The organism is Hyphomicrobium sp. (assembly GCF_036780825.1).
Lineage (GTDB): Bacteria > Pseudomonadota > Alphaproteobacteria > Rhizobiales > Hyphomicrobiaceae > Hyphomicrobium_C.
This window is the reverse complement of the sequence record NZ_DAIQCD010000037.1, coordinates 1-15,117: the sequence shown is the minus strand read 5'-3', so window position 1 is coordinate 15,117 and position 15,117 is coordinate 1. Positions and strand designations below refer to the sequence as shown.

The window sequence follows — 15,117 nt, the reverse complement described above, 5'->3', positions numbered from 1 at the left end:
CTTGCAGCAATGGCGATTAGAGCTCGAACGCCGAGACTTTATCGATTGCGGGCAGCGCCTCGATCTCGGCGAGAGCGTCTGGGGAAAGCGGTGCCGAGATGCTGATCAGCGCGATCGCCCGCTCGCTGCCGCCATTGGCGTCGAGGCCGACATGCATGGCAGAGATGTTGACACCTTCTCGCGCCAATATGGCGCCGAGTGCCGCGACCACGCCTGGCTGATCCGAATGGCGCGTGAACAGGAACGGCCCTCTCGGCACGGCCTCGACGTTGAACGAATCGATCCGCACGAGACGCGGCAGGCGGCCGCCGAGGAGCGTCCCGGCGACGGTCTTGGTCGCCGTTTCCGTGACGGCGCAGATCTCGAGCAGTGAAACGTAGTCGCGCGCCTGCTCGGAGCGCGATTCACGCACCTCGATCCCCTGAGCACGCGCGAGGTGCGCCGCATTCACGCGATTGACGGGGCCTGCGAGCCGCGCGCTGAGGAGACCTACGAGCGCGTCCGCCGTAATCGGGCGGGGATCGAGCTTGGACGCGGCGCCGAACACGCGCACCACAAGCTCGCGTATGGGACCGTCGCTCAACGCAGAGACGAGCCCTCCGAGCGCGCGCGCCAGCTCCTGGTAGGGGCGCGTCCGCCCAAGCTGCTCGTTCGAGATGCGGGGCAGGTTAAGGGCAGTCTCCGTCGCTCCGGTGGTGAGAAAGCGGGCGATATCTTCTGCGATACGCAGACTGACAGCTTGCTGCGCTTCCACCGTCGAGGCTCCGAGATGGGGGGTCATGACAACGTGGTCGAGCGCGAGCAGGGGCGAAGCCTTCGGAGGCTCCTCGGCGAACACATCGAGAGCAGCGCCGGCGAGATGTCCCGCCTCAATCGCCGCGGCGAGCGCCGTCTCGTCGACGAGGCCGCCGCGGGCGCAGTTGATGAGACGGGCGCCCGTCTTCATGCGTGCGATGCGGCTTGCGTCCATGAGATTGCGAGTCTTGTCGATGAGTGGGCAATGGAGGCTCACATAGTCCGCTTCGGCGAGCAATTCCTCGAGGTTGCGCGGCTCGGCTGCGTGCTCGGCCATGAGCTCTGGCTTGACGAATGGATCATAGGCCAGCACGCGCATCTTCAAGCCGGCGGCACGCACCGCAACCAGGCGGCCGATGGTGCCGAAACCGATGATACCGAGCGTTTTTCCGGCGATCTCCGAGCCGATGAAGCGGGCGGGCTTCCAATCTCCGGCACGCACGGAGCGGTCGGCCTGGGGCAGATGGCGTGAGAGCGACAACAGGTGTGCGATGGTGAGCTCGGCGGTGGTCGTCGCGTTGGCGTCCGGCGTGTTGAACACGACGATACCGCGCTCCGTCGCGGCCGCCACATCGATGTTGTCAACGCCGATGCCGGCGCGCCCGATCGCCTTCAGCGCGTGGCCGGCAGCGATCACCGGCGCCGTCACCTTCGTCTTCGAGCGCACGATCAGCGCATCGTAGTGCGGGATGCGAGCCACAAGGCTCTCGGTGTCGAGGCCCGTTTCCACATCCACGGAAAGCGGTCCGCCGCTTTCGAGAAGTTTGCGCCCGTCCTCGTGTATCGGGTCGGCGATGAGCACGCGAAAGGTCTCAGTCATTCCGTGAGCCCTCTGGTTCCTTCCTTTCTTTTGTGGATGCGTTGGCGATCGAGGGCAAGCCTCAACTCATGACATCGACCAAAGCAGCAAACGGGAACCGCAAGGGCGACGGTGCTGTTCAAGTGATGTGAGAAAGGAGGGTCCCATGCCCCGAGGAGACACGGCCAAGTAGGCTGATCATATCGCCGAGGGCTATGAGAAACGAGGTGTGGGGAAGAAGGAGGCCGAACGCCGGGCGTGGGCGACGGTCAACAAAGATGACGGCGGCGGCCTGATGCCGGGCGGCTCCGGACGCCGCAAGACGACGACGCGGCCAGCAGCGCGCAAGGGCGGCAAGCTCGGCGGCCAAGCCTCCGCGTCACGTCCGGCCGCAGCACGAAGCGCTGCGGCGCGGAAAGCGGCGAGAACGCGGAAGCGCCGCGCCTCGTGATCCTCGCCGGCTGAGTCAGTCGTCGTCGGGGCGGGTGCTGAGCACCTCGCCGGTCCCGGGATGAGCGTGGCCCTCAATCCGGTTGCCGGAAGCGTCCGTTCCCTCGAATTCATAGACGCCGTCATCGGCTTCGATCTCGCGTACGGTATATCCCGCCGCTTCGAGCTTCTGGACCACCTGCGAGATTGGCAGCCATTGTTCGCGCGGCACATTGAGCGGGCCAATGTAATCGTCATCGCCGGCGAGGGCCGGCGTGCCGAGCGTGAAGATGAGGGCCGAAACAGCCAAGAGCTTCTTCATGGGATCGTCTCCGTCTATATTGCAGGGCGTCCGGCCGCTTGCGACCGAACGCCTGCATCTTGCATCGCAGCCGCTGATTGCGCGCTGACCCGGGATGTCAGGAGATTGTCAGCCGCAAACCGGCATCAATTCGCCTATGAAGAGGCTCGCTTCGACAAGACGTTTCGTGCTGCTGAGTGCCATGGCTGCCGTGCTGTTGGCCGGGCACGCGCGCGCCGATGACAACGACCAGGAGATTGCGCGCCGGGCGCTCCTCGAAGGCCGCATCAAGTCCCTCTCTGAGATCACAAAGGCGGTCGAGCCCAAGCTCCCCGGGAAGATCCTCAGCGTCGAGATCGACGTCGAGGACAACGGGCAGATCGTCTATGAATTCGACGTCATCGATCCCGCCGGACGCCTTTACGAAGTCGAGGTGGATGCGGCGACGGGCAAGATCCTGAAGATCGAGGATGACGACTGATGCGCATTCTCGTGGTCGAGGACGAGCCCGCCATCGCGGCCTCGGTCTCGGAGGCTCTGGCCGCCTCGGGATACCAGACCCGCATCGCCGCCGATGGCGACGAGGCATGGTTCCTCGGCGACACGGAGGATTTCGATCTCATCATTCTCGATCTCGGGCTGCCGCGCATGGACGGCCTTTCCGTTCTCAAGCGCTGGCGAGCGGGCGGGCGGCACATGCCCGTTCTCATCCTGACGGCGCGCGGAGCGTGGCCGGAACGTGTCGAAGGGATCGATGCAGGGGCCGACGACTATCTCGCGAAGCCGTTCCAGATCGAAGAGCTCATGGCCCGTGTGCGCGCCCTCATCCGCCGTTCGGCGGGGCATGCGTCGCCGATCTTGGCTTCGGGGCCGCTTGCAGTCGATACGCGGCAGATGCGCGTCATGGTGGACGGCAGCAATGTGGCCGTCTCGCCGCTCGAGTACCGCCTCGTCGCTTACCTCCTCCATCACCAGGGCCGCGTCGTCTCGCCGGGTGAGCTGATCGAACATCTCTACGGCGACGACGACGCCCGTGACGCCAACGCTCTCGAGGCCGTGGTCATGCGTCTGCGCAAGAAGCTGGGCGCGGGTGCGGTCGAGACGCGGCGCGGCTTCGGCTATATCATTCCCGCAGGTTCGGAATGACGTTCCGCTCGCTGCGCCTGCGGCTGCTGCTCGCGGGGGTCATCTCGACGGGCATCGCCCTCACGCTCGCTGGCTATGGTCTCGCTGTGCTGTTTGAGCGCCACGTCGAGCGGCGCATCGATGCCGAGCTCGTCGTTTATCTGAACCAGATCACGGCCCATCTCGAGCCGGGGGAGGGTGGGCGCCTCAAGCTCTCGGGGCCGGCGGCCGATCCGCGCTTCGAGGTGCCGCTGTCGGGCCTTTATTGGCAGATCGTCGACGAGCAGACGGGGACGGTGCTGCGCTCCCGCTCGCTGTGGGATGCGGAGCTCGCACTGCCTGTAGAGGCCCGCGTGGATGATGAAGTCCGGCACCATCGGATTCCCGGACCGGACAACCAACAGCTTTACTTGCTGCAGCGGCGCATTGAGCTGCCCCCGCGCATGGGCGGCGGCACGGCCCGCATCGCGGTCGCCTGGAATACGGCCGAGATCTCCACTGCGGTGCGCGAGTTTGCGGCGGATCTGACGCCGCCTCTGGTCCTTATTGGCGTGTTGCTGCTTGCGGCGGCCTGGGTCCAGGTCTCCGTGGGCCTGCGTCCGCTGGCCGCCGTGCGCGCGCAACTCGCTGCGGTGCGCTCGGGCAGGAGCCGTCGTCTCGGCGATTCCTTTCCGGACGAGGTACGCCCGCTTGCGCAGGAGATCGATGCTCTTATCGAGGCCCGGGATGCGGAGCTTGCTCGCGCCAGGGCGCGCGCCGGAGATCTCGCGCACGGCCTCCGAACTCCATTGCAGGTGCTGCAGGCGGAGATCGAGCGCTTGGCCAAGGGTGGCGATGAGGCAGCGGCCCTGCATCTCTCCACAGTAACGCGCACGATGCAGCGGACGGTCGAGCGTGAGCTGGCGCGCGCGCGGCTCGCGGCGCCGCATCCGCACTCCGAAGCGGATGTCGGCGTGGTTGTCGGAGAGGTGGTGCGCGTCGTCCAGAGAATGCCGGAAGGCGAGCGGCTGGACTGGATCACCGAGTGTCCGGACGGCTTGATGGCGCCGATCAACAGGGATGATCTGTCGGAGGCGCTGGGTAATCTGATCGAGAACGCTGCCCGCCATGCCCGCACCACTGTGACGATCACGGGTGAGCAGCAAGGAGACGAGATCAGGCTTTCTGTCGGCGATGACGGATCCGGCATCCCTGAGGATCGCCTTGAGGACGTTCTTCGCCGAGGCGGCCGCCTTGACGAGCGAGGCTCCGGCTCTGGGCTCGGTCTCGCGATCGTAACCGACATCGCCGAATCCTGGGGCGGGGCGCTGACGCTCGAAAGTGGCGGCGAAGGCACCGGATCGGGGCTCGTGGCAATCCTGACATTCCCATCGGTGACTGGGACGAGGCGTGTCTGACATAAGACGGACAGGAACAGTCAGCCTGCCGTCAGGAGGCCTGAGTTAACGTTCTGCTTGCTGTGCTCGGGCCCCATAAGAACCATTTGGCACATGCAAACGTTGTTGGTGAATTGCAGCAAAGAGAGACGAGCCATGATGAAAAAGATGATGACGTTCGGTCTTACCACCATCGCCGCGGCGGCACTCGCGACAGGTGCAATGGCCGACGATCGCCCGGCAACTCCGGCGGAGGAAGCAGAGATCGGCGCCATCCTCAAGGCCGCCGGCTTCAGCACCTGGAAGAAGATCGAGTTCGACACGGACGACAACAAGTTCGAGGTTGACGATGCGCGCCATTCCGATGGCCGGGTGTATGACGTCGATATCCGCGACGGCAAGATCATCGACAAGGATCTCGAAGACTGAGGACGGATCCGAGACGATTGTCCCGATAGAGAAAGGGCGAGAACCGCAACGGTTCTCGCCCTTCCGCTTGTTGAAATTGGGGACGATGAAGCCTGGAACTCAGCGGGTCGGCACAGGCTTCTCGCCGCGGTAGTCATAGAAGCCGCGGTTGGTCTTGCGTCCAAGCCAGCCCGCCTCGACGTATTTCACGAGCAGCGGGCAGGGGCGGTACTTCGAATCCGACAGACCTTCGTAGAGCACCTGCATCACCGCGAGGCAGGTATCGAGGCCGATGAAGTCGGCAAGTTCAAGCGGTCCCATCGGATGATGGGCGCCGAGCCGCATGGCCTTGTCGATGCCCTCGACCGTGCCGACGCCCTCGTAGAGCGTGTAGACGGCCTCGTTGATCATCGGCAGCAGGATGCGGTTGACGATGAAGGCCGGGAAATCCTCGGACACCGTCGTCGTCTTGCCGAGGCTTTCGACGAAGGCGCGCGCAACACCGAACACTTCGTCCTCGGTGGCGATGCCCCGGATCAGCTCCACGAGTTCCATCAGCGGCACCGGGTTCATGAAGTGCATGCCGATGAAGTGCTCGGGCCGGTCCGTAGTCGAGGCGAGCCGCGTGATCGATAGCGACGACGTGTTGGTGGCTATGATCGCCGACTCCTTGAGCTTGGGACATAGCTCCTGGAAGATCGTGCGCTTGATAACCTCATCCTCGGTTGCCGCCTCGATCACCAGATCGCAATCGGCAAAGGACTCGAGGCTCGGCGCGAACTTGATACGCGAGAGGGCCGACGTCATGTCGGCTTTCTCGACGAGACCCTTGGCGACCTGACGGCCCATGTTTCTCTCGATGGTCGCCATTGCCTGGTCGACGGCTTCCTTGCGGAGGTCATTCAGCAGCACGTCATATTTGCCGAGCGCGATGACATGGGCGATGCCGCTGCCCATCTGCCCCGCGCCTATGACACCGATCAGCTTGATGTCCGGGATCGGCCGGGCTTCCGGATTGGCTTTGCTTTCAGCTTTCACTGCAACATCCATGGCGAATGTCCTTGTTTCCCGCACCGGCATCTAAAGCCCGGCCTTACCGAGCTCTGCTTCGAGTTCCGGCAGCGCCTGGAAGAGATCGGCGACGAGCCCGTAATCGGCAACCTGGAAGATGGGCGCTTCGGCGTCCTTGTTGATGGCGACGATGATCTTGGAATCCTTCATGCCCGCGAGATGCTGGATGGCTCCCGAAATGCCGACGGCGACGTAGAGCTCGGGCGCCACGACCTTGCCAGTCTGGCCGACCTGCCAATCGTTGGGCACGTATCCGGCGTCGACGGCCGCGCGCGAGGCGCCCATCGCCGCTCCGAGCCGTGTTGCGACCGGCTCGAGATAGGTCTTGAAGTTTTCGCTGTTGCCCATGCCACGACCGCCGGAGATGACAATCCGAGCAGCCGTCAGCTCCGGGCGGTCCGACTTCGTAAGCTCGGCGCCGACGAACGAGGAAATGCCGGCAGAAGCCGCCGCCGCGACGCTCTCGATCGGGGCAGTGCTGCCTTCAGGCTGGGCGGCGAATGCGGCGGTCCGCACCGTCACGATCTTCTTCGGCTCCGGCGACTGGACGGTCTGGATGGCGTTGCCGGCATAGATCGGCCGCTCGAAGGTGTCCGGCGAAATCACCTTGGTGATGTCCGAGATCTGCATGACGTCGAGCAGTGCGGCGACGCGCGGCAGCACGTTCTTTCCTGCGGCAGTGGCTGGTGCGACGATCGCCTCGTAGGCATCGGCCAGCGAAACGACGGTCGCGGCCACTTCCTCGGCAAGCCCGTTGGCAAGATGAGGCGCATCCGCGACCAGAACCTTGCTCACCCCGGACAGCTTCGAGGCCGCTTCCGCGGCCGCGGCGCAGCCGTGGCCTGCAATGAGGACGTGGACGTCCGGCCCGATCTCCCTGGCTGCGGTTAACGCTTTGGCGGTGGCGCCGTTGAGCGCCGTATTCGTATGCTCTGCGAGAAGAAGAACGGCCATCAGATCACTCCCGCCTCGGTCTTGAGACGGCGCACGAGCTCCGCCGCATCCGCCACCTTCACGCCGCCCTTGCGCTGCGGCGGCTCAGCGGTCTTGAGCACCTTGAGGCGCGGCGCGATATCGACGCCGAAGTCCGCCGGGGTTTTGATGTCGAGCGGCTTCTTCTTCGCCTTCATGATATTCGGCAGCGATGGATAACGGGGTTCGTTGAGCCTGAGATCCGTGGTGACCACCGCCGGAAGGTTGAGCTTCACCGTTTCGAGGCCGCCATCGACCTCCCGCGTCACGAGCACGGCGCCCTCTTCGGGAGCGAGCTTGGATGCGAAGGTGCCCTGAGGCCAGCCGAGCAGTGCGGCAAGCATCTGGCCGGTCTGGTTGCAGTCGTCATCGATGGCCTGCTTGCCGAGCACGACGAGGTCCGGCTTCTCGGCCTCGGCGACAGCCTTCAAGAGCTTGGCAACGGCGAGTGGCTCGACGGGCGCATCGCCGGTGGTCTCGATCAGGATGCCCCGGTCCGCGCCGATGGCAAGCGCCGTGCGGATCGTCTCCTGGGACTTGGCGGTGCCGATCGAGATCGCCACCACCTCGCTCGCAATGCCCTTTTCCTTGAGCCTCACGGCTTCTTCGACGGCGATCTCGTCGAACGGGTTCATGGACATTTTTACGTTGGCCAGCTCGATCCCCGAGCCGTCCGACTTGACGCGGATCTTCACCGCAAAATCGACGACACGCTTCACCGCGACGATGAGCTTCATGATGCGCGGCGCCCCCAGGCACACTGCCTTGCTCTTCTCATGTCCGTTCTGGTTCTTCTGTTCGAAGCTGCGTCCGCAGGAAGTCCGCCAGCGTTATGGGTGCGCCGCCAGCTTCCGGCTCCAGTCCAACGTCGCCTTTTGCTAGCCGGTGACGCGGATTTCCTTGTTCTTCGCAAGTGCGAGAAAAGAAAATTACGAGTCGTCCTCCGGCAAGTCAATGCGCTGAGCGAAAGCTTTTCTTCAACTCTTCCTTTCGCGTCAAACGGGGGATCTGAGGCCACGGTCGAACAGCGGCACGCCGCGGCGGCGCAGAAAGACGACGAGGACGGCGCCGGCCATCAGGCCGCCGATGTGGGCCCACCATGCGACAGGCCCGACTTGCGGAAGCAAGACCATGGCAACCTGCATTAGTATCCACAACCCGAGGGCAAAGGCTGCGGAGATTCTGAGCGGAATAACCTTGAGGGCCAGCACCCACACGCGCACGCGCGGGTGCAGCACGAGGTAAGCTGCGATGACGCCGGCCACTGCGCCGCTGGCGCCGATGAGCGGGACCTCCGACGTGGGATCGATCCACGCATGCAGGAGGCCGCCGAACACGCCGCAGGCAAGATAGAAGACAAGATATTTGAGGTGGCCCAGAGCATCTTCGACGTTATCGCCGAACACCCAGAGGAACAGCATGTTTCCTGCGAGATGCAGGACGTCGCCGTGGAAGAACATATAGCTAAGAAGCGTCAGCCGCTCGGGAAAGCGAGGCCCGACGGTCTCGACGGAAATCGGCAGCAGGCTGGTGTCGAACAGTTCCTTGGGAATGATCGCAAAGCCCGCGATCGCCAGCTCGTCGAGGCGCGCCGTCTCCAGGAAATAGACGCAGACGTTGATCGCGATCAGAAGGATCGTCACCCAGGGGTAGCGGATGTTCTTCAGCGAGTTTTCGTCGTGAAGGGGGACGAACATGGTTCAGCGCTCCCGGCCGGCGTCGGCTGTGGCGCTCATCGGTTTTGCCCCGGCACCCACAGCACGTCGGCTAGGCCACGGTCGTTCACGTAACGGCCCGCGACGAAAAGAAAATCAGACAGACGATTGATGTACTTGAGGGCTGCAGGGCTCACCGGCTCGCCCTCCTGTGCTGCAAGCGCCACCATGTGCCGCTCCGCCCGGCGGCAGACGGTGCGCGCCACATGCAATGCGGCCGAAGCCGGCGACCCGCCCGGAAGCACGAAGGATCTCAGCGGCTTCAGCTCGGCGTTCATCTCGTCGATTTCGGCCTCGAGACGGACGACCTGCTCGTCGGAGACGCGTAAGGGCTCGAACGCGAGCTTCTCTCCCCGGTCCGGCACGCAGAGGTCCGCGCCGAGATCGAAGAGATCGTTCTGTATGCGTCCGAGCTTGATGTCGAGACCTTGATGGCCAGCCAGGTGGATGCGAACCATCCCGATCGTCGCATTGGTCTCGTCGACCGTCCCGTAAGCCGTGATCCGGAGCGCATCCTTGCGGACGCGTTCGCCCGTTCCGAGCCCCGTGGTGCCGGCATCGCCGGTCTTGGTGTAGATTTTATTGAGCCTGACCATGGTGCTCCCGATCCAATGCCGGCGAAGCACCTTAAAGCGCTTGGTTAGGAGTGGAAACCGATTTTCCGAGCGCGGGCGGCCCTACCGGTGCACGGGCGCCAAGCAGCCCTGGCGCTCGCTTATGCTCCCGGCAAATTCCCTAGTTGTTTGCTTGGCGAGCCTCTTCACCCATTCGGGCGATTCCGTCCGAATGGAATCTCCTCTAGAGATGCTGAACGTAAGCATAGGCAACCAGCAAAACGATGGCCGCAAACTGGAGGCCGACGCGCCAGCGCATGAGCTTCTGGCTTAGGTTGGAGCTGCGGCCGGTCAGCATCACCCACAGGCCCGCGAGAAGCACTGCAACCACGGCGAACATGGTGCCGGTCGACAGATAGTACATGGTCGTTTCCATGGGCGGATGGCCTTTGAAACAGGGCGATGACCACGTTCATATACGGCTTAGAAGCGCCGAATGCCACGGATCTGCCACGGGTCTCGGGTTGATATGGGCGCGGCACGTGGTCTCCGCCACCGGGTCTTTTCTCCGCGCCCTAATTCCAACCACAATACAGGCGCGTGGTATTCTTAGTGGAGGACCTCCGGTCTGGCGCCAGGCCTTTTGGGAATGGGCGACCGAGGGCGTCCGGGCTCGGCGGACATAGATCGCAGGCGGCTGGGGTTCTGCTTCAACCCCGTTGGCCATGATCTGGACCATCGTTCGAGAGTATGATTTCCGTTCTCTCTCATGCGTTCGCAAGGCCGGCGCCGCGCCTTGGGCCGGCTCATCGGCAGAGAGCGGGGAAGGAGCGGGCTTTTGGCGGGTAAATGGATAGGGATTTGAACCGGACCGTTGCAACGGCAGTCCTGAAAGGCAGCCGGGTTCGCCTCGCGGCGGGCGCCGCGATGCTTGCCGCGGCCGTTTCCGGGATGCCGGCTGCGCTCCGCGCTGAGCCGCCGAGTACGGCCGAGGAGGCGACGAGCCGGCTCGAAAGGCAGAAGAGTGAGCTGGCCGCCAAGGAAACGCGCAAGCGGGAGATCGAAAGGGACCTGGATAGCATCGCCACCGAGCGTCGCGAGATCACCCTGCGCCTCATGGATATGGCCGCCCTCGTGCAGAAGAGCGAGGAGGAGATGACGGCCATCGAGACGCGCCTCGCCGGGCTTGAGCGTCAGGAGCGCGATATCCGGACTTCGCTGGCACGCGAGCATGGCAAGATTTCTGGCATCCTGGCGGCGCTGCAACGGATGGGGCGCAACCCGCCGCCCGTGATCGTCACCCGGCGGGAGGATGCGCTGCAGATGGTGCGCAGCGCCATGCTGCTCGGGGTCGCATTTCCGGGCCTGCGATCGGAAGCCGAGGCCCTCACCGGCAAGTTGACCGATCTCGTCTCCATCATGGACAGCATTCGCCGCGAGGGTGACAGCCTGCGCGCCGAGCGCGAGCGGCTCACCACGACGCAGGCGCGTCTCGCGAGCCTGCTCGAGACCAAAAAGCAAACGCTCGCTGAGCGGCAGGCCGAACTGCGGCAGGTGCGCGAGGCGACGGCGGATATCGCAAAGAACGTCACTGATCTGAACGAGCTCATCGCCAAGCTTGGCCGTCAGGTCCGGGCGGCGCCTGTGCACGTTGCCGAGCCAGAGCCGGCGCGCGAAAGGGTCGTCGCGGTGCTTCCGCCGACGCCGGCGGCGATTGCGCCCTCTGAGCCTGCGCCCGACGCCACAGCAGAAGGCGCGTTGCACGAGGCGGCCGTTGCCGACCCGCCGGAGCGGTTGATCTCCGGCGGCGAGCAGGAGGTGGCCATGATGACGCCCGAAGCGTCCGAGGGCCCCATCCGCCGGTCGCCTTCCGTTGTCGAGCTCGCCCCCGCGGCGACGGCGCTCAGTCCCGGGAAGCCCGACCGCATCACGCCTGCGATCCCCTTCCAACTGGCCAAGGGGAAGCTCTCACTACCCGCCCGCGGCCGCCGGGCCTTGGGTTTCGGCGACAAAACCCAATATGGAGGCACATCCAAGGGTATCGTGATCGAGACCCGCTTCGGGGCCCGGGTCACCTCGCCCTGCGACGGATGGGTGGTCTATGCCGGCGAATTCCGCAGCTACGGGCAACTCTTGATCATCAATGCCGGCGGCGGGTATCATGTTCTGATTGCAGGAATGTCGCAGATGGACGTCGGGCCAGGGCAATTCGTCCTCGCAGCCGAGCCGATCGGGACCATGAGCGGCGCGCCGCGCACAGCTGAACTGACAGCCGGAAGAACGGGCATGAGTCAAGGGCCGCAGGCCAGCGCACCGGTTCTCTACATAGAGTTCCGTAAGGATGGGGAGCCTATAAACTCCAATCCCTGGTGGATCTCCCCCCATGAGAAGGTACAGGAATAATGCGCAAGACCGACTTCGTGTTCTGGGCGTTTCTGACGATGACGGGTCTCGCCGGCGCGACCACCGTTCTGAATGTTACGCAGACTTATTCCGCCAACTCGCCGAATTCTGAGCTTTACCGGCAACTCGATCTCTTCGGAGACGTGTTCGAGCGCGTCCGCTCCGACTATGTCGAGAAGCCCGATGACACCATGCTGATCGAGAACGCGATCAACGGCATGCTGGCGGCGCTCGACCCGCATTCTTCCTACATGAGCCCGAAGAACTACCGCGACATGCAGGTGCAGACTCGCGGCGAGTTCGGTGGCCTCGGTATTGAGGTCACGATGGAGAACGGCATCGTCAAGGTTGTCGCCCCTATCGACGATACGCCGGCCTCCAGGGCCGGCATCCAGGCCAACGATCTCATCACGCACCTCGACAATGAGCAGATCTCCGGCCTGACGCTCGAGCAGGCCGTCGAGAAGATGCGTGGGCCCGTCAATACGCCGATCACGCTCACGGTCGTCCGCAAGGGGCGCGACGAGGCGTTCGACGTCAAGATCGTGCGTGACTTCATCCGCATCAACGCCGTGAAGGCGCGCACCGAGGGCGATATCGCCTACCTCAAGGTGACCACCTTCAACGAGCAGACGCATGCCAATCTCGTCAAGGCCATGGACGGCCTGAAGAAGGAGATCGGCCCAGATAAGCTGCGCGGCATCGTCCTCGATCTGCGCAACAATCCCGGCGGGTTGCTCGATCAGGCCATCGCGGTTTCGGATGACTTCCTCGATCGGGGCGTCATCGTCCTGACCAAGGGCCGCAACAACGAGGAGACGCAGCGTGCGCAGGCGCGTCCGGGTGACACGGCCGAGGGCAAGCCCATTGTCGTCCTGATCAATGGCGGCTCGGCGTCGGCGTCCGAGATCGTGGCCGGTGCTCTCAAGGACCACAAGCGCGCCACCGTCATCGGCACGCGGTCCTTCGGGAAGGGCTCTGTCCAGACCATCATCCCGCTCGGGGCCAACGGCGCTATCCGGCTGACCACAGCGCGCTACTACACGCCGTCCAACCGCTCGATCCAGGCCAAGGGCATCGATCCCGACATCGTTATCGAGCAGGAGCTGCCCGATGAGTTGAAGGGCAAGACCGCCGAAAAGCCGAGGGGCGAGGCAAGCCTGCGTGGCCACTTGCGTGGCGAGGGCGAGAAGGATCCCGCGAAAGCGACGGAGACCGAAGGCGCCGACACCGAGGGTACCGAGGTCAAGGAGGAGCCGAAGGAGGAATCGGGCTCGTCCGCCTACGTGCCGAAGGAACCCGAGAAGGACACGCAGCTCCAGTTCGCGCTGAAGTTCCTGCGCGGCGAGGCGACCGGGGAGACAGTGGCCAAGCCCGCCATGCCGCCGCCTGGGGCCGAGGCCTCCGACAAGCCTGTTCCGAACTGACGCGAGCCTCTGGCACGCTTCGCAGAGATGCGAACAACGGTGGGCGCCGACCGGCGCCCGCCTTCGATCGTATCCTGTTTGTCCCATGAGGTCCGGCACCCCCGGACCCGGTAAGCATCCGGCAGGCGCCATGACCTTTCCGCAGTCCGACTCCTCCCGTCTCGCCTACCGGCCCTGCGTGGGCATCATGGTGCTCAACCGCAGCGGACAGGTGTGGGTTGGCCAGCGTGCCGACATGCCGGGAGATGCCGAGGGGCGCGGCACGTGGTGGCAGATGCCCCAGGGTGGTATCGACGAGGACGAGGATGCGAGCCGCGCGGCATTACGCGAGCTGCGTGAGGAAACGGCCATCAAGAGCGTCGAAATCTTGGGCGAGACGCCAGGCTGGCTGACCTATGACCTGCCTCCCCATCTGCTCGGCGTGGCGTGGGGCGGCCGTTACCGCGGCCAGCGTCAGAAATGGTTCGCCGTCCGCTTTCTTGGAGAGGACAGCGAGGTCGATCTCGGTGTTCCAGGCACGCCGCATGCCGAGTTTGTCGCTTGGCGGTGGTGTGCGCCTGCCGACCTGCCCGCTCTGGTCGTCCCCTTCAAGCGCGACGTCTATCTAGGGGTGATGCGGGCGTTCGCCCCTCTGCTCGGGGCCTGAGCGCCTTCGAGCAACGGGCTGAGTGAGGGAAGCGACCGTTAATCTGCTTCTAACGACATGTGCCTTGGTTTCGCTGCCAAAGGGCACGATAGGAAAACGATGACGCATGTGCCGATAGATTCGGGCAGAGAGGTGCCGGACCTTCCCTACAGGTTCTGCGTGGGCATCATGCTCCTCAACAGCCAAGGCCGGGTCTGGATCGGACGCCGCCTTCCGAAGTGGGTCGGAGACAAGTCCGCATACGTTTGGCAAATGCCGCAAGGCGGCCTCCTCAAGGGTGAGGAGCCGATCGAGGCCGCTTATCGGGAGCTCCGGGAGGAAACCGGCGTCACAAGCGCGGATGTCATCGCCGAAATTCCGCAGTGGCTGACGTACGATCTGCCCGAGCCCCTCGTCGGGGTGGCGCTCAAGGGCCGCTATCGCGGACAGCGCCAACGCTGGTTCGCGATGCGGTTCCGCGGCGACGACAGCGAAATCGATATCTCGCCGCGCGGGGACAAGGCGGAGTTCGACCAGTGGCGCTGGTGTGACATGGGCGAGCTGCCGGACCTTATCGTTTCCTTCAAGAAGCCTGTTTACCAAACCGTGGTCGAGACGTTTGCGCATCTCTCGCAAAGCTGAAATGAAAGGAGAGGCGGCGCTTCGGGTCGATCCGTGTCAGGCTTCGCTTCCCAAGCGGCCATAAGCCGCGTTTCCATGCACGCCGCCAGCTCGCAGAGCTATATCTCCTTATCCGCTGATCCGCCGAGCCCTTTGCCATGTCCGAACGCACCCTGACGAGAACGCTACCCCCCTTCAACGACGGCGCCGATTATCAGTCTGGGCAACCGTTCGACGCTGAGGAGTACGAGCGTATCAAGGAGCTTTGGCTCGACCACATCGCCGCCGAGCACCGCGGAGACATTCCCGGCCTTCTCGCGACGCTGACCGACGATTGCGTCTATACGATCCTGAACAATGGCAAGGTCTGGCACGGACACGAGGGTGCGACGCAGTTCTACGACGGCTTTCTCAAGGCCTTTCCCGAAAACTGCTTCTCTGTCGTCAACGTCTTCATCGGGCCGCAGGGCGTCGTCGAGGAAGCGCACTTCAACGG

Annotated in this window: 18 protein-coding genes; 10 read left to right on the top strand and 8 right to left on the bottom strand. The window is 64.2% G+C overall.

Annotation, left to right across the window (positions count from 1 at the left end; all coding sequences use genetic code 11):
• Nucleotides 1-16: 16 nt before the first annotated feature.
• Nucleotides 17-1,615, bottom strand: a complete 1,599-nt coding sequence (serA, locus tag V7P99_RS12550; RefSeq protein ID WP_333795166.1) for a phosphoglycerate dehydrogenase — start codon at nt 1,613-1,615, stop codon at nt 17-19.
• A gap of 181 nt (nt 1,616-1,796) precedes the next feature.
• Between serA and V7P99_RS12545 the strand changes: the two genes are divergently transcribed.
• Nucleotides 1,797-2,045, top strand: coding sequence for a plasmid stabilization protein (locus V7P99_RS12545; RefSeq protein ID WP_333795179.1), 249 nt, complete (start codon nt 1,797-1,799; stop codon nt 2,043-2,045).
• A gap of 15 nt (nt 2,046-2,060) precedes the next feature.
• Here the strand turns inward: V7P99_RS12545 and V7P99_RS12540 are convergent, their stop codons facing one another.
• Nucleotides 2,061-2,345: a PepSY domain-containing protein gene (locus tag V7P99_RS12540; RefSeq protein ID WP_333795165.1), complete on the bottom strand. Its 285-nt coding sequence runs from the start codon at nt 2,343-2,345 to the stop codon at nt 2,061-2,063.
• A 181-nt stretch (nt 2,346-2,526) separates the two neighbouring features.
• On the opposite strand from V7P99_RS12540, the gene V7P99_RS12535 reads away from it, so the two are divergent.
• The 4 genes from V7P99_RS12535 (at nt 2,527) to V7P99_RS12520 (ending at nt 5,254) form a co-directional block, all read left to right on the top strand.
• Nucleotides 2,527-2,805: a PepSY domain-containing protein gene (locus tag V7P99_RS12535; protein ID WP_333795164.1), complete on the top strand. Its 279-nt coding sequence runs from the start codon at nt 2,527-2,529 to the stop codon at nt 2,803-2,805.
• Nucleotides 2,805-3,470, top strand: coding sequence for a response regulator transcription factor (locus V7P99_RS12530; RefSeq protein ID WP_333795163.1), 666 nt, complete (start codon nt 2,805-2,807; stop codon nt 3,468-3,470). Before V7P99_RS12535 ends, V7P99_RS12530 begins: the two co-directional genes overlap by 1 nt.
• Nucleotides 3,467-4,846, top strand: a complete 1,380-nt coding sequence (locus V7P99_RS12525) for a HAMP domain-containing sensor histidine kinase (protein ID WP_333795162.1) — start codon at nt 3,467-3,469, stop codon at nt 4,844-4,846. The genes V7P99_RS12530 and V7P99_RS12525 overlap by 4 nt, the downstream gene beginning before the upstream one ends.
• Nucleotides 4,847-4,981: 135 nt before the next feature.
• Nucleotides 4,982-5,254 (top strand): PepSY domain-containing protein, encoded by a 273-nt coding sequence (locus tag V7P99_RS12520; protein WP_333795161.1) that lies wholly within the window; start codon nt 4,982-4,984, stop codon nt 5,252-5,254.
• A gap of 99 nt (nt 5,255-5,353) precedes the next feature.
• On the opposite strand, the gene V7P99_RS12515 is transcribed toward V7P99_RS12520, so the two are convergent.
• The 6 genes from V7P99_RS12515 to V7P99_RS12490 form a co-directional block, all read right to left on the bottom strand.
• Nucleotides 5,354-6,283 (bottom strand): 3-hydroxybutyryl-CoA dehydrogenase, encoded by a 930-nt coding sequence (locus V7P99_RS12515; RefSeq protein WP_333795160.1) that lies wholly within the window; start codon nt 6,281-6,283, stop codon nt 5,354-5,356.
• Between the two features lie 30 nt (nt 6,284-6,313).
• The gene (locus V7P99_RS12510; protein ID WP_333795159.1) at nt 6,314-7,258 is read right to left on the bottom strand and encodes an electron transfer flavoprotein subunit alpha/FixB family protein; all 945 of its coding nucleotides are present in this window, start codon (nt 7,256-7,258) and stop codon (nt 6,314-6,316) included.
• Complete coding sequence (locus tag V7P99_RS12505) at nt 7,258-8,013, bottom strand: electron transfer flavoprotein subunit beta/FixA family protein (RefSeq protein ID WP_333795158.1); 756 nt, start codon at nt 8,011-8,013, stop codon at nt 7,258-7,260. Before V7P99_RS12505 ends, V7P99_RS12510 begins: the two co-directional genes overlap by 1 nt.
• A gap of 258 nt (nt 8,014-8,271) precedes the next feature.
• Nucleotides 8,272-8,973: a rhomboid family intramembrane serine protease gene (locus V7P99_RS12500; RefSeq protein ID WP_333795157.1), complete on the bottom strand. Its 702-nt coding sequence runs from the start codon at nt 8,971-8,973 to the stop codon at nt 8,272-8,274.
• A gap of 35 nt (nt 8,974-9,008) precedes the next feature.
• Entirely contained in the window at nt 9,009-9,587 is a 579-nt protein-coding gene (locus V7P99_RS12495; protein ID WP_333795156.1) for a cob(I)yrinic acid a,c-diamide adenosyltransferase, read from the bottom strand.
• Nucleotides 9,588-9,789: 202 nt separating this feature from the next.
• Complete coding sequence (locus V7P99_RS12490) at nt 9,790-9,981, bottom strand: twin transmembrane helix small protein (RefSeq protein ID WP_333795155.1); 192 nt, start codon at nt 9,979-9,981, stop codon at nt 9,790-9,792.
• Between the two features lie 425 nt (nt 9,982-10,406).
• Here V7P99_RS12490 and V7P99_RS12485 point away from each other — a divergent pair, with 425 nt between their 5' ends.
• The 5 genes from V7P99_RS12485 to V7P99_RS12465 form a co-directional block, all read left to right on the top strand.
• Nucleotides 10,407-11,948: a murein hydrolase activator EnvC family protein gene (locus tag V7P99_RS12485; protein WP_333795154.1), complete on the top strand. Its 1,542-nt coding sequence runs from the start codon at nt 10,407-10,409 to the stop codon at nt 11,946-11,948.
• A complete protein-coding gene (locus V7P99_RS12480) occupies nt 11,948-13,375 on the top strand; it encodes a S41 family peptidase (RefSeq protein ID WP_333795153.1) in 1,428 nt (475 codons plus the stop codon). The genes V7P99_RS12485 and V7P99_RS12480 overlap by 1 nt, the downstream gene beginning before the upstream one ends.
• Before the next feature lie 130 nt (nt 13,376-13,505).
• Nucleotides 13,506-14,021, top strand: coding sequence for an RNA pyrophosphohydrolase (locus V7P99_RS12475; protein WP_333795152.1), 516 nt, complete (start codon nt 13,506-13,508; stop codon nt 14,019-14,021).
• Between the two features lie 99 nt (nt 14,022-14,120).
• On the top strand, nt 14,121-14,642 hold the full coding sequence (locus V7P99_RS12470; RefSeq protein WP_333795151.1) for an RNA pyrophosphohydrolase: 522 nt from the start codon (nt 14,121-14,123) through the stop codon (nt 14,640-14,642).
• A gap of 137 nt (nt 14,643-14,779) precedes the next feature.
• The coding region (locus V7P99_RS12465; protein WP_333795150.1) for a nuclear transport factor 2 family protein at nt 14,780-15,117 on the top strand (338 nt) is incomplete at its 3' end.

Coding starts and splice junctions, on each gene's coding strand:
- V7P99_RS12540 (WP_333795165.1), bottom strand. CDS start 2,345: ATGAAGAAGCTCTTGGCTGTTTCGGCCCTCATCTTCACGCTCGGCACG.
- V7P99_RS12510 (WP_333795159.1), bottom strand. CDS start 7,258: ATGGCCGTTCTTCTTCTCGCAGAGCATACGAATACGGCGCTCAACGGC.
- V7P99_RS12500 (WP_333795157.1), bottom strand. CDS start 8,973: ATGTTCGTCCCCCTTCACGACGAAAACTCGCTGAAGAACATCCGCTAC.
- V7P99_RS12520 (WP_333795161.1), top strand. CDS start 4,982: ATGATGAAAAAGATGATGACGTTCGGTCTTACCACCATCGCCGCGGCG.
- V7P99_RS12535 (WP_333795164.1), top strand. CDS start 2,527: ATGGCTGCCGTGCTGTTGGCCGGGCACGCGCGCGCCGATGACAACGAC.
- V7P99_RS12480 (WP_333795153.1), top strand. CDS start 11,948: ATGCGCAAGACCGACTTCGTGTTCTGGGCGTTTCTGACGATGACGGGT.
- V7P99_RS12490 (WP_333795155.1), bottom strand. CDS start 9,981: ATGGAAACGACCATGTACTATCTGTCGACCGGCACCATGTTCGCCGTG.
- V7P99_RS12530 (WP_333795163.1), top strand. CDS start 2,805: ATGCGCATTCTCGTGGTCGAGGACGAGCCCGCCATCGCGGCCTCGGTC.
- V7P99_RS12515 (WP_333795160.1), bottom strand. CDS start 6,283: ATGGATGTTGCAGTGAAAGCTGAAAGCAAAGCCAATCCGGAAGCCCGG.
- V7P99_RS12505 (WP_333795158.1), bottom strand. CDS start 8,013: ATGAAGCTCATCGTCGCGGTGAAGCGTGTCGTCGATTTTGCGGTGAAG.
- serA (WP_333795166.1), bottom strand. CDS start 1,615: ATGACTGAGACCTTTCGCGTGCTCATCGCCGACCCGATACACGAGGAC.
- V7P99_RS12495 (WP_333795156.1), bottom strand. CDS start 9,587: ATGGTCAGGCTCAATAAAATCTACACCAAGACCGGCGATGCCGGCACC.
- V7P99_RS12525 (WP_333795162.1), top strand. CDS start 3,467: ATGACGTTCCGCTCGCTGCGCCTGCGGCTGCTGCTCGCGGGGGTCATC.
- V7P99_RS12475 (WP_333795152.1), top strand. CDS start 13,506: ATGACCTTTCCGCAGTCCGACTCCTCCCGTCTCGCCTACCGGCCCTGC.
- V7P99_RS12470 (WP_333795151.1), top strand. CDS start 14,121: ATGACGCATGTGCCGATAGATTCGGGCAGAGAGGTGCCGGACCTTCCC.